Annotated in this window: 16 protein-coding genes; 15 read left to right on the top strand and 1 reads right to left on the bottom strand. The window is 36.1% G+C overall.

Going from position 1 to position 19,867, the window contains the following annotated elements; all coding sequences use genetic code 11:
* Nucleotides 1-15 precede the first annotated feature (15 nt).
* The 14 genes from AC5LWL_RS17065 to AC5LWL_RS17000 all read left to right on the top strand — a co-directional run bounded on the left by AC5LWL_RS17065 (nt 16) and on the right by AC5LWL_RS17000 (nt 17,800).
* Entirely contained in the window at nt 16-1,257 is a 1,242-nt protein-coding gene (locus AC5LWL_RS17065) for an ABC transporter substrate-binding protein (protein ID WP_493435429.1), read from the top strand.
* A 90-nt stretch (nt 1,258-1,347) separates the two neighbouring features.
* Nucleotides 1,348-2,169, top strand: a complete 822-nt coding sequence (locus AC5LWL_RS17060; RefSeq protein WP_493435428.1) for a carbohydrate ABC transporter permease — start codon at nt 1,348-1,350, stop codon at nt 2,167-2,169.
* A 32-nt stretch (nt 2,170-2,201) separates the two neighbouring features.
* Nucleotides 2,202-2,825, top strand: coding sequence for a hypothetical protein (locus AC5LWL_RS17055; RefSeq protein WP_493435427.1), 624 nt, complete (start codon nt 2,202-2,204; stop codon nt 2,823-2,825).
* Nucleotides 2,826-2,847: 22 nt separating this feature from the next.
* Nucleotides 2,848-3,783, top strand: coding sequence for a nucleoside hydrolase (locus AC5LWL_RS17050; protein WP_493435426.1), 936 nt, complete (start codon nt 2,848-2,850; stop codon nt 3,781-3,783).
* Nucleotides 3,784-3,833: 50 nt separating this feature from the next.
* Nucleotides 3,834-5,177: an amidohydrolase family protein gene (locus tag AC5LWL_RS17045; protein WP_493435425.1), complete on the top strand. Its 1,344-nt coding sequence runs from the start codon at nt 3,834-3,836 to the stop codon at nt 5,175-5,177.
* Nucleotides 5,177-6,064: an SMP-30/gluconolactonase/LRE family protein gene (locus AC5LWL_RS17040; protein WP_493435424.1), complete on the top strand. Its 888-nt coding sequence runs from the start codon at nt 5,177-5,179 to the stop codon at nt 6,062-6,064. Before AC5LWL_RS17045 ends, AC5LWL_RS17040 begins: the two co-directional genes overlap by 1 nt.
* Before the next feature lie 21 nt (nt 6,065-6,085).
* On the top strand, nt 6,086-6,838 hold the full coding sequence (locus AC5LWL_RS17035; protein WP_493435423.1) for a nucleoside 2-deoxyribosyltransferase: 753 nt from the start codon (nt 6,086-6,088) through the stop codon (nt 6,836-6,838).
* Between the two features lie 28 nt (nt 6,839-6,866).
* Entirely contained in the window at nt 6,867-7,961 is a 1,095-nt protein-coding gene (locus AC5LWL_RS17030) for an ABC transporter ATP-binding protein (RefSeq protein WP_493435422.1), read from the top strand.
* 1,578 nt (nt 7,962-9,539) lie between these two features.
* Nucleotides 9,540-10,052, top strand: a complete 513-nt coding sequence (locus tag AC5LWL_RS17025; protein WP_493435421.1) for a hypothetical protein — start codon at nt 9,540-9,542, stop codon at nt 10,050-10,052.
* A 344-nt stretch (nt 10,053-10,396) separates the two neighbouring features.
* Nucleotides 10,397-10,720 carry a nucleoside triphosphate pyrophosphohydrolase gene (locus tag AC5LWL_RS17020; protein WP_493435420.1) on the top strand — a complete coding sequence of 108 codons (324 nt, stop codon included), beginning with the start codon at nt 10,397-10,399 and terminating at the stop codon, nt 10,718-10,720.
* 969 nt (nt 10,721-11,689) lie between these two features.
* Entirely contained in the window at nt 11,690-12,121 is a 432-nt protein-coding gene (locus AC5LWL_RS17015) for a DUF4064 domain-containing protein (protein ID WP_493435419.1), read from the top strand.
* Between the two features lie 348 nt (nt 12,122-12,469).
* Nucleotides 12,470-13,036: a Uma2 family endonuclease gene (locus AC5LWL_RS17010; protein ID WP_493435418.1), complete on the top strand. Its 567-nt coding sequence runs from the start codon at nt 12,470-12,472 to the stop codon at nt 13,034-13,036.
* Nucleotides 13,037-13,073: 37 nt separating this feature from the next.
* A complete protein-coding gene (locus tag AC5LWL_RS17005; protein ID WP_493435417.1) occupies nt 13,074-14,747 on the top strand; it encodes an SWIM zinc finger family protein in 1,674 nt (557 codons plus the stop codon).
* Nucleotides 14,748-15,082: 335 nt separating this feature from the next.
* Complete coding sequence (locus tag AC5LWL_RS17000) at nt 15,083-17,800, top strand: MBL fold metallo-hydrolase (protein WP_493435416.1); 2,718 nt, start codon at nt 15,083-15,085, stop codon at nt 17,798-17,800.
* A 136-nt stretch (nt 17,801-17,936) separates the two neighbouring features.
* On the opposite strand, the gene AC5LWL_RS16995 is transcribed toward AC5LWL_RS17000, so the two are convergent.
* The gene (locus AC5LWL_RS16995) at nt 17,937-18,368 is read right to left on the bottom strand and encodes a MerR family transcriptional regulator (RefSeq protein WP_493435415.1); all 432 of its coding nucleotides are present in this window, start codon (nt 18,366-18,368) and stop codon (nt 17,937-17,939) included.
* Between the two features lie 305 nt (nt 18,369-18,673).
* Here AC5LWL_RS16995 and AC5LWL_RS16990 point away from each other — a divergent pair, with 305 nt between their 5' ends.
* Nucleotides 18,674-19,864: an MFS transporter gene (locus AC5LWL_RS16990; protein ID WP_493435414.1), complete on the top strand. Its 1,191-nt coding sequence runs from the start codon at nt 18,674-18,676 to the stop codon at nt 19,862-19,864.
* The last annotated feature ends 3 nt before the right edge of the window (nt 19,865-19,867 follow it).

The raw sequence follows: 19,867 nt of genomic DNA, 5'->3' as shown, positions 1-19,867 counted from the left end.
GGGGAATAGTCATTTATGAAAAAAATCGGAGCATTATTTATGGTGATTTTACTACTTTTGACCACAGCTTGCGGCAACAAGGAGACTAGCGGATCAGAAGAAAAGGAAATATCGATTTTATATGTAGGAGATCAGTTCTGGAAGGATCAAGCAGCAGAATTTGAAAAAGAAACAGGAATTAAAGTGAAGTATGAAGCAGTTGGGTTTGAACAATTGCATGATAAATTATTTACTATTTTAAGCGGCGGCAGTGATGAATATGATATTATCCATGTTCGGGATGATTGGGCTGATGAATTTGCTTCCCAAGGGTTTTTAGAACCATTAGACGATTATATTACAGAAGATATGAAAAAAGATTTTAGTGAAATAAGTTTCGAAAATTTATCTTACGATGGAAATATTTATGGTGTTCCAAGATATTTGTGGCTGACTCAATTTTACTACAATAAAAAAATATTCGAAGAAGCTGGCATTAGCAAGGTTCCAACAACATGGGACGAGTTAATAAAAACTGCACAGCAAATACAAGAAAAAACGGATATAAAATATGCCCTTTCTACTCAATTAAGAGAACAGGATGCAATAAGACCATTTATTTATAATATACGAGCAGAGGGAGGAGAGTTTTGGGACTATAGTACAAATAAACAAAGTTTTAATACATCAGAAGGGTTAAAGTCTTTAACAAGAATTCAGGATATTAATACTAAATTTAAAATATTAGATCCTCTTTCTTTTGAAAATGAGTCAGCAAAGGATCAATTTTTACAAGGAAAAACAGCTATGTTTATAGGATATCCTGATATTGTAGGATTTGCCAGCGATCCTGAAAAGTCAAAAATTATAGGGCAGCTAGGAACAGCATTAATGCCTGGAAGTGTAGAAAAAACCGCAAGTTTAGCGGAAACAGGCGGAATAGCCATACCTGCCAACTCAAAACATAAAGAAGAAGCATTTGAGTTTATAAAGTTTGCTGCAAGTGAGGAGCAAGAAAAGAAAATGGCACTTTCAGAGGTTGCAAGAATTCCTGCTAATTTAGAAGTTTTAAAAGATAAGGAAGTGTTAGAGAAATATCCACATTTTGCTTATGTAGGGGAACAAATTCAGTATCCACATGGATTATTTAAAAATAAGAATGCAACAGTGATTTCAGATATTGTATCTCGACAATTTTTACAAGCGATAAAAGGAGAAATAACGCCAAAAGAAGCGCTCCAAACAGCAGAAGAGGAGGTAAAAAAGATAAATCAGTAAGTACAAAGCATATATAAGAGCTGGTTTGGATATACGCCGGCTCTTACAATTACTATTTGAAAAATTATTGAAAAAGCTGGTGGTATTATTTTGAAAAAAAACATGAAAAAAATATTGTTGATAGGTTTTTCCATATTCTTAATGATTTATTTGCTTTTTCCATTCTTATGGCTAGTTATTTCAAGTATCAAATATCGAGTAGAGCTTTTTCAAAATCCTCCAACATGGCTGCCAAAGGAAATGACCTTTAAATACTATATGGAATTATTCCAAACAGAATCGTTTACAGATTCATTAAGTAATAGCTTACTGTTTGCATCTTTCACTACCATTATTTGCCTTGTTGTAGGAACATTGGCTTCCTATGCATTTGCTAGATTGCAATTCCGTGGGAGAAATTCGCTGTATTTAATGATTTTAGGCACTCAAATGCTGCCGCAGATGGCATTATTAATACCGCTATTTATCTTGATGAGAATGACAGGATTATTATATACCCATATTGGTATTATTTTAGCGTATGTCACTTTTTCCTTGCCATATGTAATTTGGATGTTCCGTGCATTTATTCTATCTGTGCCGTATGACATTGAAGAAGCGGCCAGAATGGATGGCTGTACAAGAATAGAGGCAATTGTAAAAATGGTTCTTCCATTATCCTTGCCGGGCCTTGTTACAACTGGAATATTTGTATTTATTGGAGCATGGAATGAATTCCTTTTTGCTTCTGTTTTTACTAATTCAAGCCTTAAAACGATTCCAATTCGCATTGGAGAGTTAATTGGCCAAGAAGGGGTTCAATATGAATTAATGCTTCCTGCAGGTGTTATTGCCAGCTTGCCAATATTAATTCTTGTGATGGTTTTTCAAAAGTATATTGTTCAAGGCTTAACAGAGGGATCTGTTAAATAGTAACAAATAAATCAACAGTCGAGGTGAATTAAATGGAACAATTTATGAGTTATGATCCATGGAGCAAGGTGGAAACAAGAAATGGCATTCCTGGTGATGAAATTATTTCAGCACTGCAAAAATCCATTAGACGGGGATTAGAGGAAGAAGCAGTTACGGTAGCATACGAAATGTATATTACAAGTCCAGAATTTGAAGAAAAAATGTGGAGAAGGCTTTTGATCATATCGGTAGAAGATATTGGATTTGGAGAAGTAAACGCACCAATACTAATAAATACTTTAAATTCTATGAGAAAAAATTTTCCTTATAAAGATGGCGATAGACCAATGTTTTTTGTTCATGCTATCCGTTATTTATGTCAATGCGAAAAAGAAAGATCTTCTGATTGGCTAAAAAATATTGTGATAGCTGAATTTGAAAATGGCAGAAAACCGGATATTCCAGATTTTGCTTTAGACATGCATACAAATAGAGGAAGAAAACAAGGAAAAGATAGTATTCATTTTTTAGAAGAAGCAAGCAAAGTTTCCCCAGAAAAAAAAGACATTAATTTACAATATAAAAAACGTTTAATAGAAATCTTAACGAATGATAAAAAAGAAGCGCAGAATCTTAAGGTTCCCCCTTTTTCCTACAATTCATGGCAAGCATAAAAATAGAAAAAGGAAGTAGGTGATGCATATGGTAAAAGTTATTTTAGATTGCGATACCGGAATAGATGATGCCCTTGCTATCGGTTATGCTGTACATTCTCCTGAGATTGAACTTCTTGGGATAACGGTATGTTATGGCATGGCGCCTGTTGACTATACATTTCGAAATGCAAAAAAGATTCTTAGCATGCTAAACAGCGATATAGGTGTTTGGAAAGGGGCAGAAAAGCCGCTTGTATTAGAAAAGGAATACAATGGCCTGATTCATGGAATGGATGGTCTCGGAAACACGCTAGGTGGTGTGAAGGAAAGTGATTTAGAAAGCTGTCCATCCATACATGCAGTAGACTATATTATTGAAAAAATCCATGAATATAAAAAAGAATTAACCCTTGTCGTAACCGGTCCTTTAACCAATCTTGCACTTGCCATTAAAAAAGATCCGGAGATTGTGAGTTTAATAGGCAAGGTAATTACGATGGGGGGAGCTCTAACAACACCAGGCAATGTAAATAAATATGCAGAAGCAAACTACAGCATTGATCCTCATGCCGCACAATATGTGTATAAATCAAACTTGCCAATCACGATGGTTGGACTGGATGTTACGAGAAAAACATTATTAACAAATGAAGACGTAAAAAGATGGAGAGAAAAAGGAACAGAGGTATCCAGCTTTTTTGCGGATTTTACACAATATTATCTAAATGCCTATAAAAAAATACACCCCTATTTAAAGGGGTGTGCCCTACATGATCCTTTAGCCATAGGAGTAGCTAAGTTTCCAGATCTTGTTCAGACGATTCCGATACATATTCATGTGGATACACAAGGTGATGCTTCTGGAAGAACAACAGAAGATTTATTCCGGAACAGTTCTGAAACTCCTGCAACAAAAGTAAGCATTCAAGTGGATGCAGAGAGATTTATGAAAGATTTTTTTCTAAATATAATGTAGATTCTTAGAAGATAAAAATAAATCGGTAGTGATAAGAAGGGAAGACCAATATGAAAATATTAGTAGATCTTATTATAAAAAATTGCAGTTTAATGACGATGGATTTTGAAATAAAAGAATCACAATCCGTCGTTATTAATGAAGATATCATACTTGCCATTGATCATGCAGATGATATTGAAAAAGTTTATGAGTCAAAAGAGATTCTTAATGGAAAAGGTAAACTTCTAATGCCAGGTTTAATAGATGCACATACTCATATTTCCCAACAATTTTTAAGAGGCAGAACAGCTGATGAATATCCGATGGTGTGGGCAAGAATATTAGTGCCTTTTGAAAGCAGCCTCAATGAAATGGATTCCTATCATAGTGCCCAGTTAAGCTGTTTAGAAATGATTAAATCTGGAACCACTGCATTTGCTGAATCAGGTGGTGTCCATATGCATAAAGTGGCTGAAGTGGCAGTCAAGTCAGGGCTTAGAGGAGCAATAACTTGTTCTACCATGGATCAAGGACCCTTTATTCCAGATTCCATGAAAAGTAATCCGTTAGAGGCGGCTGATAGAATAGAATCTTTGTATAAGGAGTTTCATGGCGCTGGTGACGGAAGAATTCAAATTTGGTTCGCTTTGCGCCAAGTAATGACAAGTACCCCAGCATTAATCCAGCTTATGGCGGAAAAGGCAAAAGAATATAAAACGGGACTGCATATACATTTATCGGAACATCGGGATGAAGTAAGCTATTGCTTGCAGAATTATCAAAAAAGACCAGCAGAAGTATTTGATCAATTTGGAGCATTAGGCCCCAATTTATTGGCAGCTCATAGTGTTGTTTTATCAGAATCTGAGATTGATTTATTAAGAGACAGAAAAGTAAATATTGTGCATAATCCAAGAAGCAATTTTGGAAGCCATGGATTTCCTAAAACGCCAAGATTTATGCAGCATAATATGCCAATTGGCATGGGAACGGATGGAGCGGCAGGGTCTAGTTTAAGCTTATTCGATGAAATGAGAGTCTTTCGCTCAGGATTAAATGTCTATTGGGGTCTTCCAATTTTTGATCCTTTAGTAATTCCAGCGCAAGAATTATTAAAAATGGCAACTATTGGGGGAGCATCTGCGTTAATGCTCAAAGAACAAATTGGGACAATAGAAGTCGGCAAAAAAGCAGATTTGATTTTAATAAATATAGATCAGCCTCATTTAAGTCCATCCCATAAATTGATTAATACGTTAATTGAATGTGCCACCTCAAGAGATGTAGAAGATTCTATTATTGATGGGAAAATAGTGATGAAAAATCGTCAAGTATTAACATTAGATGAAGAAAAAATAATGTTTGAAAGCAAAAATGCACTAAAACCAATTGCAATGAAAGCGGGAATTTAATGGAATCGGTAGTATTGTCAAAAGCAGAGTTAATTGTGGATGAAAGAAGCATTCTTGGAGAATCAGCCATTTGGGATCATGATAAAGATGTGCTTTATTGGGTTGACAGCATTGGAAAAAAGGTTCATATATACAATCCATATAATCGGAGGAATCAAACGATTGTACTGGATCGATTTGTAGGATCATTGACACCTGCCGTTTCAGGGTCGCTAATTCTTGCATCTGAATATGGTTTATACGAGTTGAATATGGAAAACGAGGAACTGATAGAATTAGCAAAATTAAAAAATCATGATTTGGAAGATCGTTTTAATGATGGCAAATGCGATAAAAACGGAAGATTTTGGGCTGGTACTATGTCATTTCAAAACTTGCCAACAAGCAGTTTATATTGTTTTAGCGGGAAGGGCTTGCTTGAAAAGAAACTAGATGGTGTAACTGTTTCAAATGGAATTATTTGGAGCTTGGATCAAAGGCTGATGTATTATATTGATACCCCAAAACGGATAGTTACTGCATTTCAGTATTCGTTAGATTTAGGGGATATATCGAACCCTGAAACGATTATCCGTTTTCCTGAAGGCATTGGAGATCCAGATGGCATGACAATTGATAGTGAAGGAATGTTATGGATAGCGCATTGGGGCGGGTTTCGTGTTTCAAGATGGAATCCTCGCAATGGAAAAATGTTGGAAGAGATTTTGCTTCCTGTGCCAAACGTCACTTCTTGTGCATTCGGCGGCAAGGATTTAAATGAGTTATTCATTACTACTGCCCGCGGGAAAAAGGATATATTTGATCCTAATTATCCAACTGCGGGCGGCTTGTATAAAGTGAAAACTAGCGTAAAAGGAGTAGCCAGCAATAAATTCTGCAACAAATAACAAGAGCTTTTGGGAGGTAAAATGGAAGAAAACTATCTTGTAATAAATGGTGGAGTCACAAGATGTAAGAAAAGAATGAAAAATGGCTTAACAGAAGTTTATAAAGAGACGGAAACAGGCGAAAAGATTGTTATGTATAAACAAAATGTTCATTCTCCTTATATAGATCAGTTTGTTTTTAAGACAAAAGAAGCAGCACAAAAAGCCATTATAACTGGGAAGGTTTCGGCAACTGAATTACAATGGAGAATCGAGGAAATGGAGGAAGAATCAAAAATATATTTAGCTGGGTTCCATGTGTTTCACCCTGATTCGATAGAAATTGGAAAAAAGATGCGGAGTCTATGTGGTGATTTTGGATTTAAGGGGTTATATCCGGCAGATAATGAACCTATCAATAACTTAAAAGATCAAGAATTAGCAACGATGATTTTTTATTCGAATGAGGGGCTGATTCGCGAATCAGATATAATTATTGCAAATTTAAATTCCTTTCGAGGAGAAGAACCTGATTCAGGAACGGTATTTGAATGTGGCTATGGATATGCACTGGGAAAAAAATTATATGGATATATAGACAATGGCAGCACAATGAAAGAAAAGTTAAATTATGCCATTGATCCAGAAACAGGTCTTTTTAAAGATGGAATGTACGTAGAGGATTTTAACTTGCCAATAAATTTAATGTTATCGATTCCTATGACATTAGTAGTTGGTACATTTGCAGATTGCATCAAAAAAGTTTGGGAGGATCAAACTAAGTTTGTTTCATAGTTAAATATATAATAGAAGGAGTTGTACAATGGCTAGTCTAAACTTCAAGCAAGTAAAAAAAAGCTATGATAATGGAACTTATTCCGTTAAAGATTTTAATCTGGAAATATTCGACAAAGAATTTTTTGTTTTTTTAGGACCTTCAGGCTGTGGAAAATCTACTACACTTAGAATGATTGCTGGTTTAGAGCAAATAACAGAAGGAGATCTTTTTATTGATGGCACAAGAGTGAATGAATTGGAGCCTAAAAATAGAGATATTGCGATGGTGTTTCAAAATTATGCTTTATACCCGCATATGACTGTTTATGAAAATATGGCATATCCTCTAAAAATCAAAAAAATTTCTAAGCGAGATATAGAAGAGCGGGTCAATAGTGCTGCAAAAATATTAGGGCTGGAATCGCTGCTTAAAAGAAAAACAAATGCTTTATCAGGAGGACAGCGGCAAAGAGTGGCAATAGGCAGGGCGATTGTAAGAGATCCCAAGGTATTTTTGCTGGATGAGCCTTTATCTAATTTAGATGCTAAATTGCGGGTGCAAATGAGAGAAGAGTTGATAAAATTACATAAACGTCTTCAAACAACTTTTATCTATGTGACACATGACCAAACAGAAGCAATGACAATGGCAGATCGTATTGTAGTGATGAAGGATGGAAGAATTCAACAAGTTGCTACTCCTTTTGATATTTATAACTACCCCATCAATAAATTTGTTGCAAGTTTTATAGGTTCACCTTCTATGAATTTTTTAGAAGGCACATTAACTGAAATGTCAGGAAAAGTTTATTTTGAATATAAGCAAAATTACTTGAATATTGAAAATAACAAGGCGGAAAAATTAAAAAAACAAGGATATTTAAATCAAAAAATTATTCTTGGCATCCGTCCAGAAGATATTGCTATAACAGATCTTGGGGGAAATTGTTTGTCAGGAGAAATTGAATTAATTGAAAATATGGGATCTGCCTCCTATATTGAAGTTTCTGTAGCAAACAAAAAATTGTTGATTAAAGCAACGGGTTTTAAGACAAGTAAAATAAGCAATGCTATTAAGCTAGCATTAAATAAAGAAAAAATGCATTTTTTTGATGGGCATACAGAGATGGCTATTAGATAGAATCCGGCTATGGAGTCATACCCCTAAAAAGGACAGATTGTATGATTTGTCTTTATTGGGAGGACAATGTTTAATTAGAAAATAGGGGGGAACTATCTTTCTGATATAGTCTAATGGTTCCTTCTTTTATTTGTTAATAACTCAAACTTCGCACCTTCAAATTCGTTTGCAAATCTTGATAAGACTTGGTTTAGAACAATAAAAAGTAAGGCTTGTTTTTTATTGTTGAGGTTGCTTTCCACTACGGGTTGCTTCGCTTTCCGCGGGGCTACGCTTGAGCCTCCTCGGCTTTGCCTTGCGGGGTCTTTAGCCTTCCCACATTTCCCGCAGGAGTCTTCGCACCCTCCGTTACAAGCAACTTGTTTTAAAATAAGTTCTTGTTTTCGAATTTTATTACAAGGTATTATTGCTAAACAATAGTAGCGTTGATTTTTTTCATGTTATTATTCAACGTTGTTCTACCAAAATGTGCCGCTTGAGTCTATTTCTATAAGGTGGGTGTTTTCACCAGTTCAGCGACAGCAACTAATTGATGAAACGGCTTGATTGAAGTGGAAGGTGCGAGACTCCTGTGGGATTAGCGGGTTAGGTGAGACCTAAGCAGGCGCAAGCGCCGAGGAGGCTCATCGCACGCCCCACGGAAAGCGAGCATCCTGAAACGAGAATCTTGCCCCTATTTATAAGGAATAATGTTTGCAAAAAAATACCCTAAAAGACTAATCAATCACCCTTTTCTAATTGCTCTAAACCAAGTTATGGAAATACAGGAAGAGGAATTTATAACTGCGAAGTTTGAGTTAATAATAAAACGTTCACTTAATCTTAATAAAGAATATTGATTAGTACAAAGAATGCTTACATTTGGTGTATATTTGTTGAAGATAATCCGAAAATCGGAAAAGGTGTACCAATTTAGGTATACCTTTTCCGATGTAATTAATTTGAAAAACTTTTTAAAAGAAAGGAATGATCACGCTGGATAACCCAAAAGGAGAAATGAAAAAACAATTTTTTTCTTAGCAGTTGGAATAGAGAAATGGAAGGGAAAACCGGATAAGATTCCATGGCTATGATGGCTATGGGGTCTGACCCCTGAAAAGGACTCTTGTGTTTTCAAGGTGGACAGTATTTTCTGTGATAGATGATTATTGCAGGTGAATTGAGCCACTTGTGCGGTGTTTGATGAACCAGTCATTGCAGAATGGAGAGCCTGTTAATAGAATCAAGATAAGCCTTTTGTATATTAGTTGCTTGCCGAGCATGCAACTAATATACAGGAGGTTTTTTTATGCCTAATAATTATCCATTATATTTAGAAAAAAATCCTGAAAAACGAATATTAATTGTTATATTAAGTTATTTTTGAATTAATTTAATCGAATTATTTTTAATCCGAGCACGTAATTTGATGGTTTTATTAAAGAACCGCTTTAAATCAACTGTGATTGTTATGACGAAAAGGGACATATACCAGGGGAAGGTGCAAAAGCGAACCTTCCCTTGGTACTAAATCTTTTCCGTTATTTAAAAATAATGTAGTCTATTATGGTAAAATAAGGCTAGTAGAATATTTACAAGGTGGGATCCTTAAAAAAATCCGATGTTGATTCAGTTTATGAAGAGACAGCTGCTACTTTAATGGTAGAATCGGAAGCTTCTGGATTTACCACTATTCGGACACTTACATATAAAGACAAAAAGCTAGAAATATCGTATTTTTTACGTGATGCTTTTTTATTACCACAGCGTTTTGCTAAATCAGAGACATTTCTTATAAGATTAGGAGCGGAGCAGCAAGCAAGGATTATGAGTGAATTACCCAATAATCTAGAAGGTCTAAATAAATATGTAAAACGTTACAGTGAAAAGAACGAAGCGAATCTTTTTCAAGAGTTAAAGCTGTTTATTCAAGAAGAGAAGATTCGTAGAAAGTTATCATTAGAACGATCAGGTGAATTATTTTTCTTTTATAAATCAAAGCATATTATTGTTACAGAGGCATTATCCAAAACACCTCTTACTGAATCGGATTACTTAAAGAAAATGACATTAAATATGTTGATTAGCTGCCAAAAGAACTTGTTATTCTAGCAAAATAAGATAATGTTGGAATAGGAATGGTTGAAAAATTGTATGAGCAGTTGAAAATGAAGCAACAAGTGAAAGGAACATAGAGGACGCGGTGCTTTTTTTTATTAAAAGGTAGGTTTAACTGGGAAGGATATTGCAATTTAAACCAAGAAGAAGAAGTTGCCATTATTTCTGTAAACAAAATAAACCAGATGTCTATAATATAGGATAAATTCCGGAGAAACTGCAAGGCAAACGATTTTCGAAGTTCATCTTATTCTACTATACAAAGTGGATACGGAAGAACCGAAAGCCAGTAAGAGCAGTCATTCAAAAAAAGACTCTATTAAGTTAGGAGATCTAAAATGCCAGTTCACAACAAGCTTGTACGGGATAAAATACCAGAAATCATTGAAAAAACAGGAAAGAACTTTAAAACTAGAATACTATCAGATGAAGAATACATAAAAGAGCTGAAAGAAAAAAGTTTTGAGGAATTAAGAGAGTATATGGAAGCGGCTGATCGAGACAATGCATTAGAGGAATTGGCGGATGTGTTGGAAATAGTAAATGCTTTTGCGGTTTATCATCAGTCCAGTATGGACGAGATAGAACAAATTAGAAAGAAGAAGTCAGAAGAAAGAGGCGGCTTTAAGGAGAAGGTTTACTTAATTGCAGTGGAAGATTAATGGAATCATATTAACGACAGAAAAACAGGGGAATAAGAATGAGTTTTAAATTGCAAGTCGGTGAAATGCAAACAGAATATTTGACGGATAAGGAAATATGAGGACATTTTAATTATATCTTTTCCAGTAAGTCACGAAACTCTACTACTTATAAGTTTGTGCTTGTCAAATCACTATTGGAGAATTTATATAATGTCAACGATCGGCTGGAGCTTTCTTATGGCAGTTTGTTTGGAAGTTTTGAAAAATATACTGGAATTTAGTTATACACCATAAACTTAATCAAATAAATATGACAGGGAAAAAAGCGGAAGTGCAGAATATTCTCTTAGATATTCAATCTGCTTATACAATTCCTAGCACATTCGTTTTTGATAAACTTTCTCCTGAATTACAAGTGGAAATTATATCAAAAGTTAAGGGGAGATGTAAGCTCAATGTTATGGGGGCTTTATACGGGGATACGGGTAATAAGACCAGGTCACAGTGACGACCCGAACGGTCTCGGAATTTGTCGAATATATAGATTAGTAGATACGAAGTGCAAAGGCTGGAGAATTGTTATAATCGTCATATTGGTTCTTACCCACTTTGCTGAAAATGAATATTGCGGATAGATTGAGCCAGCAGTGCGGAGTTAAGCGCCTCGAACTTCTTGGTCCTTTTTATCCACCCTTTTGAACACGCACTTGTATAAAAAATCAATTTGCTGAAACTTTTTATGGAATTAACCGTAAATAAATAGACAAACCAGATGATTCGCTGTTATTTATTGTTTTAGCATCGGAGACCTACATAGGAAGTGACATTTAATAGAAAGAAAGTTAGTATTTTAATCGTTATAAAACTGAGAGATTTGAAAGAGGAAGTACTATCTTTTTTTCAAATGTAACGGGGAATGAGGAACGTTGCTGCTTTTTAATAATGGTCGTATCATTTAACTTGAGAAAATAACGAGGGGGATTAATAATGAAACGTACAGGAGAAATAGTATTAGGAGTTATTGGTGTTATATTGTCAGCACTTTTTTTTATTGGCGGTATTTGTGTGATAGCCTTACAATACAATGAAAAGCTGCAGGGAGAATTAACAAAAACGTTAGAAGAGGCTGGAACTTCTTCAACTGAAATCCAAGTTTTTTTCGATGCTATAGCTAGTGGAGGATGGATAATTAGTATTGCAGCTTTCTTAACGGTTATTCTTGGCATTATCGCAATAGTATGTGTGAAAAAGAATAGGAAACCGAAAGTGGCAGGAGTATTGTTTATTTTGAGTACACTGCTTATCGTTATCCCAACCTTTGGAGTAGGTTTTTTACCAGCAGCCTTGTTTCTGATTGCAGGGATTATGAGTTTTGTAAGAAAGCCGAAAGATTCTTTTCATGCAAATAGTTCGTTTTAAGGATGTTCCTTTTAGTTGCGCTATGTCGCATCGAAAATATTTTTAAATGAGGAAAGCGACTCTTCGTTAAGAAGGTCGCTTTTTTTAGTGATTTAGAAAACCCTTCGCTATACCGGGGGGGCTAAAGAGCTTCAAGCGTGGTAAAAAAAAGCATCGGCGCCAATTAATGAAAAATGCTGTGGGAGGAAATAAGCTGATTTGGAAGCTGTTAATTCGTATTGATATTGAAATAGAGCTATTAACGATTAATCATAGCCTTTAATGGTAGAAGTTGTCTTGAGATTGGTGTTCAGCTGTGTTTTCTCTGGGAACAGTGTTAAACTATTCATAATGAAGGAGGTGTCTCTAATGAGTGTGAATCAGCCTTATTCGAAGAAAGTGACATATGCTGAATATCTAACATGGCCAGATGAGCAAAGATATGAAATCATTGACGGCATTCCTTTTTTGCAAGCTGCTCCATCGAGGCAGCATCAGGCAATTGTAACGAAACTCACTGGTGAACTATATACTTTTCTCAAAGGAAAAACCTGTGAAGTGTATACATCTCCTTTTGATGTTCGATTATCTGCTGCAGAGGATGAAGCAGAATACCAAGTGGTACAACCAGATATTAGTGTAGTCTGTGATGAAAGAAAATTAGATAATAAAGGTTGTAAGGGTGCTCCAGATCTTGTTGTTGAAGTCTTATCTCCTTCCACTTGGAAAAGAGATCGTATTGAGAAATTGAACCAGTACGAGAGGCACGAGGTAAGAGAATATTTATTAATTTATCCAAATGAAAAAGTATTAGAGCAATATGTTCTTGGAGAAAATAATCGGTACCATACTCCTTTTATCTTTAATGAAGAAAGTATATTTACTTCTTCTCTTTTACCTGAATTTACAATAAAATTGCATGAAATATTTTCTTGAACAGCTGATTCTTTTGAGTTTGAATGAGGTGCATGAGATGAATATTAATAATTTTGAAAGCTATATCGATGCTATTATTTTAGATAGGGGATACAGCTATTATATGGACGGAAATGTCGTAGAAGTGTTTAAACAAAGTGAAAACAAGTATCTTTTTCATATTGAAGGAAGCCATGACTACGGAGTATTCGTTGAGATCAAGGATAACGGAGACATAGTGTATTCAGCGTGTGATTGTCCTTATGATTTTGGATCTGTATGTAAACATGAGGTAGCTGCATATTATCAACTATTTGCATTGGTGCATCAAAAAGATGCAAATGACAAGGTAACGTCTGCTAATGCTAATCGGTTGACGATTCAAGAGGTTCTAAACAACCTTTCGAAAGAAGAGCTGATCGATATTATCCTAGATAGTACACGGAATGATACTACATTGGAAAAGACGATTATGGTTAAATACGCAAACGGTGACAATCAACAGGAGCTTCAGGCTTGCAAGAGGTTGATTGATACGATTGTGAGTAAGTATACGGGAAGAGAAGGGTTTATCAAGTATCGGGATACAAGCCGTTTTGTAAGTGAATGGGATGATCTAATAGATAAGGCAAGGAATAGGGAAAATGTGCTACTGGCATTAGATATTGCATTCCTATTGCTCGAGAAAGCAATGGGTGCGTTTCAATATGCCGATGATTCCGGCGGGGATATTGGTGATCTCGTCAGTGAAATACTAGAATTAATAGGGGAACTGGCTATTAAGGGCAAAAAGATAGGCAGTCATCGAGCAGCTATATTTGAGAAACTATTAGATCAAACAGATAATCAAATTTTCAATGGATGGTTAGATTTCCAAATGGAGTTGTTTCAGATTTGTTTTGAATTTGCAGATGATGAACTATTCAGAGAGTCATTAACAACCAAACTGAAGTCTATGCTTGGTGAAAAATCAAGTGATAGTTTTCATGAAAGCTATCGATATGAAAGTCTGCTTCAACTATTGTTTCAGCTGCTTAAGCAATATGGTACACAAGAAGAGACGGAACAATTTATTCACGAGAATCTTCAGTTTTCATCCTTTCGAGAGGAATTACTGAATCAATACCTTCAAGAGAAAGAATATGAAAAAGTAGTCGAAGTAGCGAAAAATGGAGAAGTAAAGGATCAACAATACCCAGGATTAATCACGAAATGGAAAAAATTCCGTTACACTGCATATAAATCTTTGTCATTAACACAAGAGCAACAAATATTAGCGAAGGAACTATTGTTCAATGGAGATTTTGAGTATTATCATGATCTAAAAGCTTTAGCTACAGAAAATAAAGAAGCATTTTATACAAACTTAAAAGAGGAACTGAAGTCGGGCAAAGGCTGGCATGCTAGTAGTATATTTCTTAAAGTAATAGAGGAAGAAAATGATTTAGAAGAAATATTGGAATTTGTCAGGGCAAATCCTGGTTATGTGGAAAATTATGCCAAGAAGCTAATCCAACGTTTTAAGGAAGAAGTTATCGACATTTATCATTGCCATATCCATTCTACAGCAAAAACTTCATCCAATCGAAGAGATTATCAAGGGGTATGTTATAAATTAAAGAGATATAAAAAGGTTGCTGGGAAGGAAAAGGAATTAGAATTAATCCATGAATTAATTGGTTTATATAAAAGAAGACCTGCCTTTATAGACGAATTGCAGAAAATAGAATAAATGAGACTGAATTTAACTGGAGGGAATCGAAGGGTACAAGTATCGTGTTTTGGGAAGAGTGGAGAATCCTTTTTATGTTGGGATTTGGGATATAACTAGTGGTCACAATGTTCCTCTAGGTAATATTGTTATCTATCTGCCACCACAAATTGGAGGAGGATAATTAGAGATGCAAAAATAAAAAGTGTTTGAAAAACATCTTTATTTTCCCCCTCTCCTACCAGTATTCCCCTGCTGATAGCCGTGGTATGCTTGAGATGAAGCCATTTGCTATTCAATTGAGAAAAGAGACAGTGAATGTTAAATGAATGAAAAATAAGGAAGGGGAAAGAGCAATGAAAGTACGTGTTTTAGGAGGAGGAAGTGAGGTAGGTGCTTCTTGTTTACATATAGAAATAGCAGATACTTCATTGTTAATCGATGCAGGAATGAGAATGCATGGAGATGATCCGCTTCCGTCGCTCGGAATGTTGGAAGACGTGGAGAAGCTTGATGCGATTTTAGTAACGCATGCCCATGCGGACCATATTGGCGCTTTGCCAATTGTTCATTCCCTTTATCCGCATACACCGATTTATACAATGCCGCCTACTGCTGATTTAATGAATATTATGATGAAAGATTCGTTTAAAATATTGGAGCAGCGTTGTCTTCAGACAAATTCGCTGCCTCCTTATACCCAAGAGCAAGTGAATAGCTTGTTGGAATCGATTCAATTATTGCCAGCAACAGGTGTTTTAACCGTTGGGAATGTAAAAATTACTAGTTATCGAGCAGGGCATATCCTTGGTGCGGTTATGTTTTTGCTGGAAGGCGATGGGGAAAAAATATTGGTGACAGGAGATTTGAGTTTTCAGGCTGGAAGAACGATTCCAGGAGCAAAAGTACCTCATCATATTAATCCAGATGTAGTGATTATGGAGTCAACGTATGGAAACCGGGCGCATACGGATCGGAATACGGAGGAAAAGCGGCTTGCCAATGATATTGCCCAGATTATTTCCAACGGGGGATTTGCGCTGATTCCTGCGTTTGCCCTTGGCCGAGCTCAAGAGGTTTTGCTGATTTTACAAGATTATATGGAGAAAGGGTTAATCCCGGAATTTCCTATCTATGTAGATGGACTAGTAACCCCAATCAGCAGAATTTATAAAAATTATCCTCATTTTTTAAAAGGACCTGTTGCTTATCGAATAAAGAATAATGGGGATGCTTTTTTAACGGAGGGAAGATGTAAAGCGGTTTCCCCTAAGGAGCGGGCAGAGGTTTTGAAAGGAAAGCCTGGATGTATTGTCGCTTCCTCTGGCATGCTAATCGGTGGTGCGAGTACGTGGTATGCAGAAAAGCTTATATCACATGAAAAAAACGCTATCTTTATTACAGGCTATCAGGATGAAGAAAGTCCTGGAAAAAAACTCCTTGATGTAGCAGAGGAAAAAGAGCAGCAACTGGAGCTAAGTGGGACAAGTTATCCGGTAAAATGCCAGATTGGCAAATATGGTCTTTCTGCCCATGCAGACAGCAATGAAATGACCCGTTTTATCGAGTCGTTAAATCCGACGTATACGTTATTGGTGCACGGTGATGATGATGCTAGAAGTACGTTGGCAAGTAAAATTGATCAAAGATACCATCCTACTTTGGTAGAAAATGGCGAAACCTATCCTTTTGAAAAACGCTCATCCGGACAAGGTATTAAAGGCAAAAGAAGCCTTAGGAGCACAGTGGATGCAAGTTTGCAAGAGAAAGTCGGGCAAATCGTCCTCTATCAAAAATTAGGAGAAAGTCCATTAAAGGCTGCCATTTGTACAGGCGTTCATCAAAAGACAAAAACATTATTTTGCCAGACGTTAAAAGGAAAGCAAATAAAGCTACAGCTTGGACAGACTATTGAAACTGATGCTGGTTGGAATCGGTCGATGGAAGAGTTAACAGAGGCAGTGGATCAAGTATTTACCTATTCCAGACCGTATTTAAAAAATATAGATTGGAACGTAATTCCTAATCAACCAGTTGCTCTACCAGACATCTACCAGTACTTGCAAGTGGATTCGGTTCAACAACAGCTGGCAGTGTGTCTTGCTCTTTATGCAGTACCAGATGAAAACAAGCGAAGAGAGGGAGAGGGAAAGGTATATTATACACTTGATGATAAAGTGAAACAGCAATTGAAGAAATGGGAGCTGCCTATTCAAGGAATTCTGGTGAATCCAGCAAAGGCAATGGATTTCGTTCGGGAAATGCTAAAGGAGCATCCTCGCTTTATGCGATGTGGTGTTGATAACCTAGGTACTCGCGTTCAAAGATTAACCATCTATTTTGATTTTCCTGATGCTGTTTCTGAAGAAGAACGAAAGTTGATTGCAGACACTATTATGGAGAAAACCGGTTGGGTCACAACATTTTCTGATTCCGTACGCCAAGATCTTTTGCAAAGCAAAGTATCTGAATTAGTGGGGAGCTTAAATGGAGCCTTATCCATCTATTTAACAGATCGCCAAATAGCTGTACCATTATCTAAACCAGTAGGTGCACCAGCTATAATCGAACAGTTTTTTTGCGAGACAGGATTCCGGTTAATCTTTTTAGAAGATGGCGCAGCAAGTTCACAACCAATTCAAGAAAAGACCGTTTTTCAATCACTAACGAAATCAAATCGTATGGAAAATAACCAAGCAATCGAAGAAGCAAAAAAATGGGCGCAAGATCGTGAAATTACTGTTTATAAATATAGTTTAAAGCAAGAGGTTATGGAAATTCATTTTATCTCACCTGAAGTGGCGAAAATGCATGAGAGAGATTTAGAAGAACTATCTTATCGAATTGGCATGCCAGTAACCTATGCCAAAAATCCAAAACAAAACGAAATTATTCAATTTGTTAGTCAATCGATTCCACCTAACTGGCAGCTGAAAAAGAATCCATCCATTCATATAGAGGTCGCACAAGTAGCGGTAAAAGTTGCTGCTACGATGCCTAGTGAAAAGGAGATTGAAATTGTGAATAATTCCATCAACCAAGTGACGGGATACTCGTTGAAGGTAATGGTGTAGAAAGGCTATGGGGTCTAGGCTATGGGGTCTGACCCCTGAAAAGGCGAGTCGTCACTGTGACCTAGTATCATCCTTCAGCGAGGATTTTGATTACTCATTTTTTTACCCGCTTGCTTATCTAAATAGACAGTAGAATTCAACGATTATCCGGATACTTTTGCAGTGCTGCTTCCGCCCGCTCTTTTAACGAAAGCAAGTCATTTTCCACTTTTGAAATATTCTCCTTCTTTTGGGCAATTAATTTCAATTGCTCAAGAGTTGTTGCTAGAATTTTTTTAAGTTTTTCCTTTTGTAGGCTTGTTCCTTTGAACTGTCGATAATCGGATTTTTGCATTTCTAATGCATCGGTTAAGGCGATATATTCTTGTAATTCCTGCAAAGAAAAACCTAATACTTCTTTTGCATTTGTAATTTTTTCTAAAAATGCAACATGCTCCTCGGAATAGAGGCGAATGCCGCCATCACTTCTTGGCGGTGAAGGAAGCAGCCCTATTTGTTCATAGTAACGAATTGCCCGCTTCGTAAGACCACTTTTTTTTGCGACATCATCAATTTTTAGTTCCTTCATTTTATGATGCTCCTTTAAGTTAAATAAAAAATAATGGAAGCAGCTGAATAAATCTCCATTAAAAAAATAAAACATAATTGTACACATGCGTTTATACTATAACTTTGTCATAAGCAGGCTAAAAGAGCAAGTTGACGGGAAAAGGTACGATGAACAAAAATTATAAAGAGATAGAATGTGTTTGTTTACAAATCATGTTTTTTTAATATCCAAAAGTTAACGTTGACGTCAACGTTATTTATTTCTATAATAAAACAAGAACGTTTTTTAAAGAATGACGATAAAAGCAAGGAGGCTTTTTCAATATGTCTACAAACACAATACAATCTCAACATAAATCAGCTAAACAGCCACTGGTTGTTTGGGTTATTTTTTTTGCAGCAATTATATCGTTTATGGGATTAGGATTGGTGGATCCTATTTTGCCGGCGATAGCTGCAAAGCTTGATGCAACACCGAGTCAAGTTTCCTTATTATTTTCCAGCTATAATTTAATTACTGGTCTTGCTATGCTTATAACTGGTGTAGTCTCCAGTCGGATTGGAATAAAATGGACGTTGTTGACGGGTATTTTATTTACAATAATATTTGCTGCTTTTGCAGGATCCTCTAATGGAATTTGGCAAATTGTCGGATTTCGTGGCGGCTGGGGATTAGGCAATGCTTTATTTATTGCAACTGCCTTATCGGCTATCGTTGGCTTATCAATAGGCGGAACAGCAAAAGCCATTATCCTATATGAAGCAGCGATAGGTTTAGGCATCTCAGTTGGTCCACTTCTTGGAGGAGAGTTAGGATCTATTTCATGGAGAGGTCCTTTTTTTGGTGTTAGCATTCTCATGATGGTTGCTTTTTTCGCTTTATTGATAAAAATGCCGAAGCTGCCAAAACCAAAAGTAAAAAGCTCTTTATTGGATCCGATTAAAGCACTGAAATTTCCTGGATTATTTCGGTTAGGGTTAACTGCATTTTTATATAATATCGGTTTCTTCACCTTAATGGCGTATTCCCCGTTTGTAATGGGGTTAAATGAACATGGGCTGGGATTTGTATTTTTAGGGTGGGGATTATGTCTAGCTATTACCTCCGTTTTTATTGCACCAAGACTTCAAGACAGCTTTGGTACTATCAAATCGATGTGTGTAATGCTTGTGCTGTTTGCCCTGACTTTATTAACAATGGGAATATGGACGGAAAGCAAAGAAGTAATTATCATCTCTGTTATCGCTGCAGGCTTGTTTTTAGGTACAAATAATACGTTAATTACAACAGCTGTTATGGAAGTAGCTCCTGTTGAACGAGCAACCGCATCTGCCGCATACAGCTTTGTTCGTTTTATAGGAGGAGCAATTGGTCCCTGGCTAGCTAATAAATTGGCAGAAACATATTCTCCGCATATTCCATTTATAACAGGAGCCATCTTTGTTTTATTCGCAATGTTAGTAGTTGCTACAGGTAAAAAACATTTGGCTCATGTTGATCGGATTTCCCATTAATTT

The organism is Niallia sp. WK069_GA_01, from assembly GCF_983173855.1.
The sequence above is the reverse complement of the archived record's forward strand: the minus strand, read 5'-3'. Positions and strand labels throughout refer to the sequence as shown.

What these genes read in the sequence shown, in the direction of transcription:
- AC5LWL_RS17065 (WP_493435429.1), top strand. Translation starts at nt 16, where the DNA reads ATGAAAAAAATCGGAGCATTATTTATGGTGATTTTACTACTTTTGACC.
- AC5LWL_RS17055 (WP_493435427.1), top strand. Translation starts at nt 2,202, where the DNA reads ATGGAACAATTTATGAGTTATGATCCATGGAGCAAGGTGGAAACAAGA.
- AC5LWL_RS17050 (WP_493435426.1), top strand. Translation starts at nt 2,848, where the DNA reads ATGCATATGGTAAAAGTTATTTTAGATTGCGATACCGGAATAGATGAT.
- AC5LWL_RS17045 (WP_493435425.1), top strand. Translation starts at nt 3,834, where the DNA reads ATGAAAATATTAGTAGATCTTATTATAAAAAATTGCAGTTTAATGACG.
- AC5LWL_RS17040 (WP_493435424.1), top strand. Translation starts at nt 5,177, where the DNA reads ATGGAATCGGTAGTATTGTCAAAAGCAGAGTTAATTGTGGATGAAAGA.
- AC5LWL_RS17035 (WP_493435423.1), top strand. Translation starts at nt 6,086, where the DNA reads ATGGAAGAAAACTATCTTGTAATAAATGGTGGAGTCACAAGATGTAAG.
- AC5LWL_RS17030 (WP_493435422.1), top strand. Translation starts at nt 6,867, where the DNA reads ATGGCTAGTCTAAACTTCAAGCAAGTAAAAAAAAGCTATGATAATGGA.
- AC5LWL_RS17020 (WP_493435420.1), top strand. Translation starts at nt 10,397, where the DNA reads ATGCCAGTTCACAACAAGCTTGTACGGGATAAAATACCAGAAATCATT.
- AC5LWL_RS17015 (WP_493435419.1), top strand. Translation starts at nt 11,690, where the DNA reads ATGAAACGTACAGGAGAAATAGTATTAGGAGTTATTGGTGTTATATTG.
- AC5LWL_RS17010 (WP_493435418.1), top strand. Translation starts at nt 12,470, where the DNA reads ATGAGTGTGAATCAGCCTTATTCGAAGAAAGTGACATATGCTGAATAT.
- AC5LWL_RS17005 (WP_493435417.1), top strand. Translation starts at nt 13,074, where the DNA reads ATGAATATTAATAATTTTGAAAGCTATATCGATGCTATTATTTTAGAT.
- AC5LWL_RS17000 (WP_493435416.1), top strand. Translation starts at nt 15,083, where the DNA reads ATGAAAGTACGTGTTTTAGGAGGAGGAAGTGAGGTAGGTGCTTCTTGT.
- AC5LWL_RS16995 (WP_493435415.1), bottom strand. Translation starts at nt 18,368, where the DNA reads ATGAAGGAACTAAAAATTGATGATGTCGCAAAAAAAAGTGGTCTTACG.
- AC5LWL_RS16990 (WP_493435414.1), top strand. Translation starts at nt 18,674, where the DNA reads ATGTCTACAAACACAATACAATCTCAACATAAATCAGCTAAACAGCCA.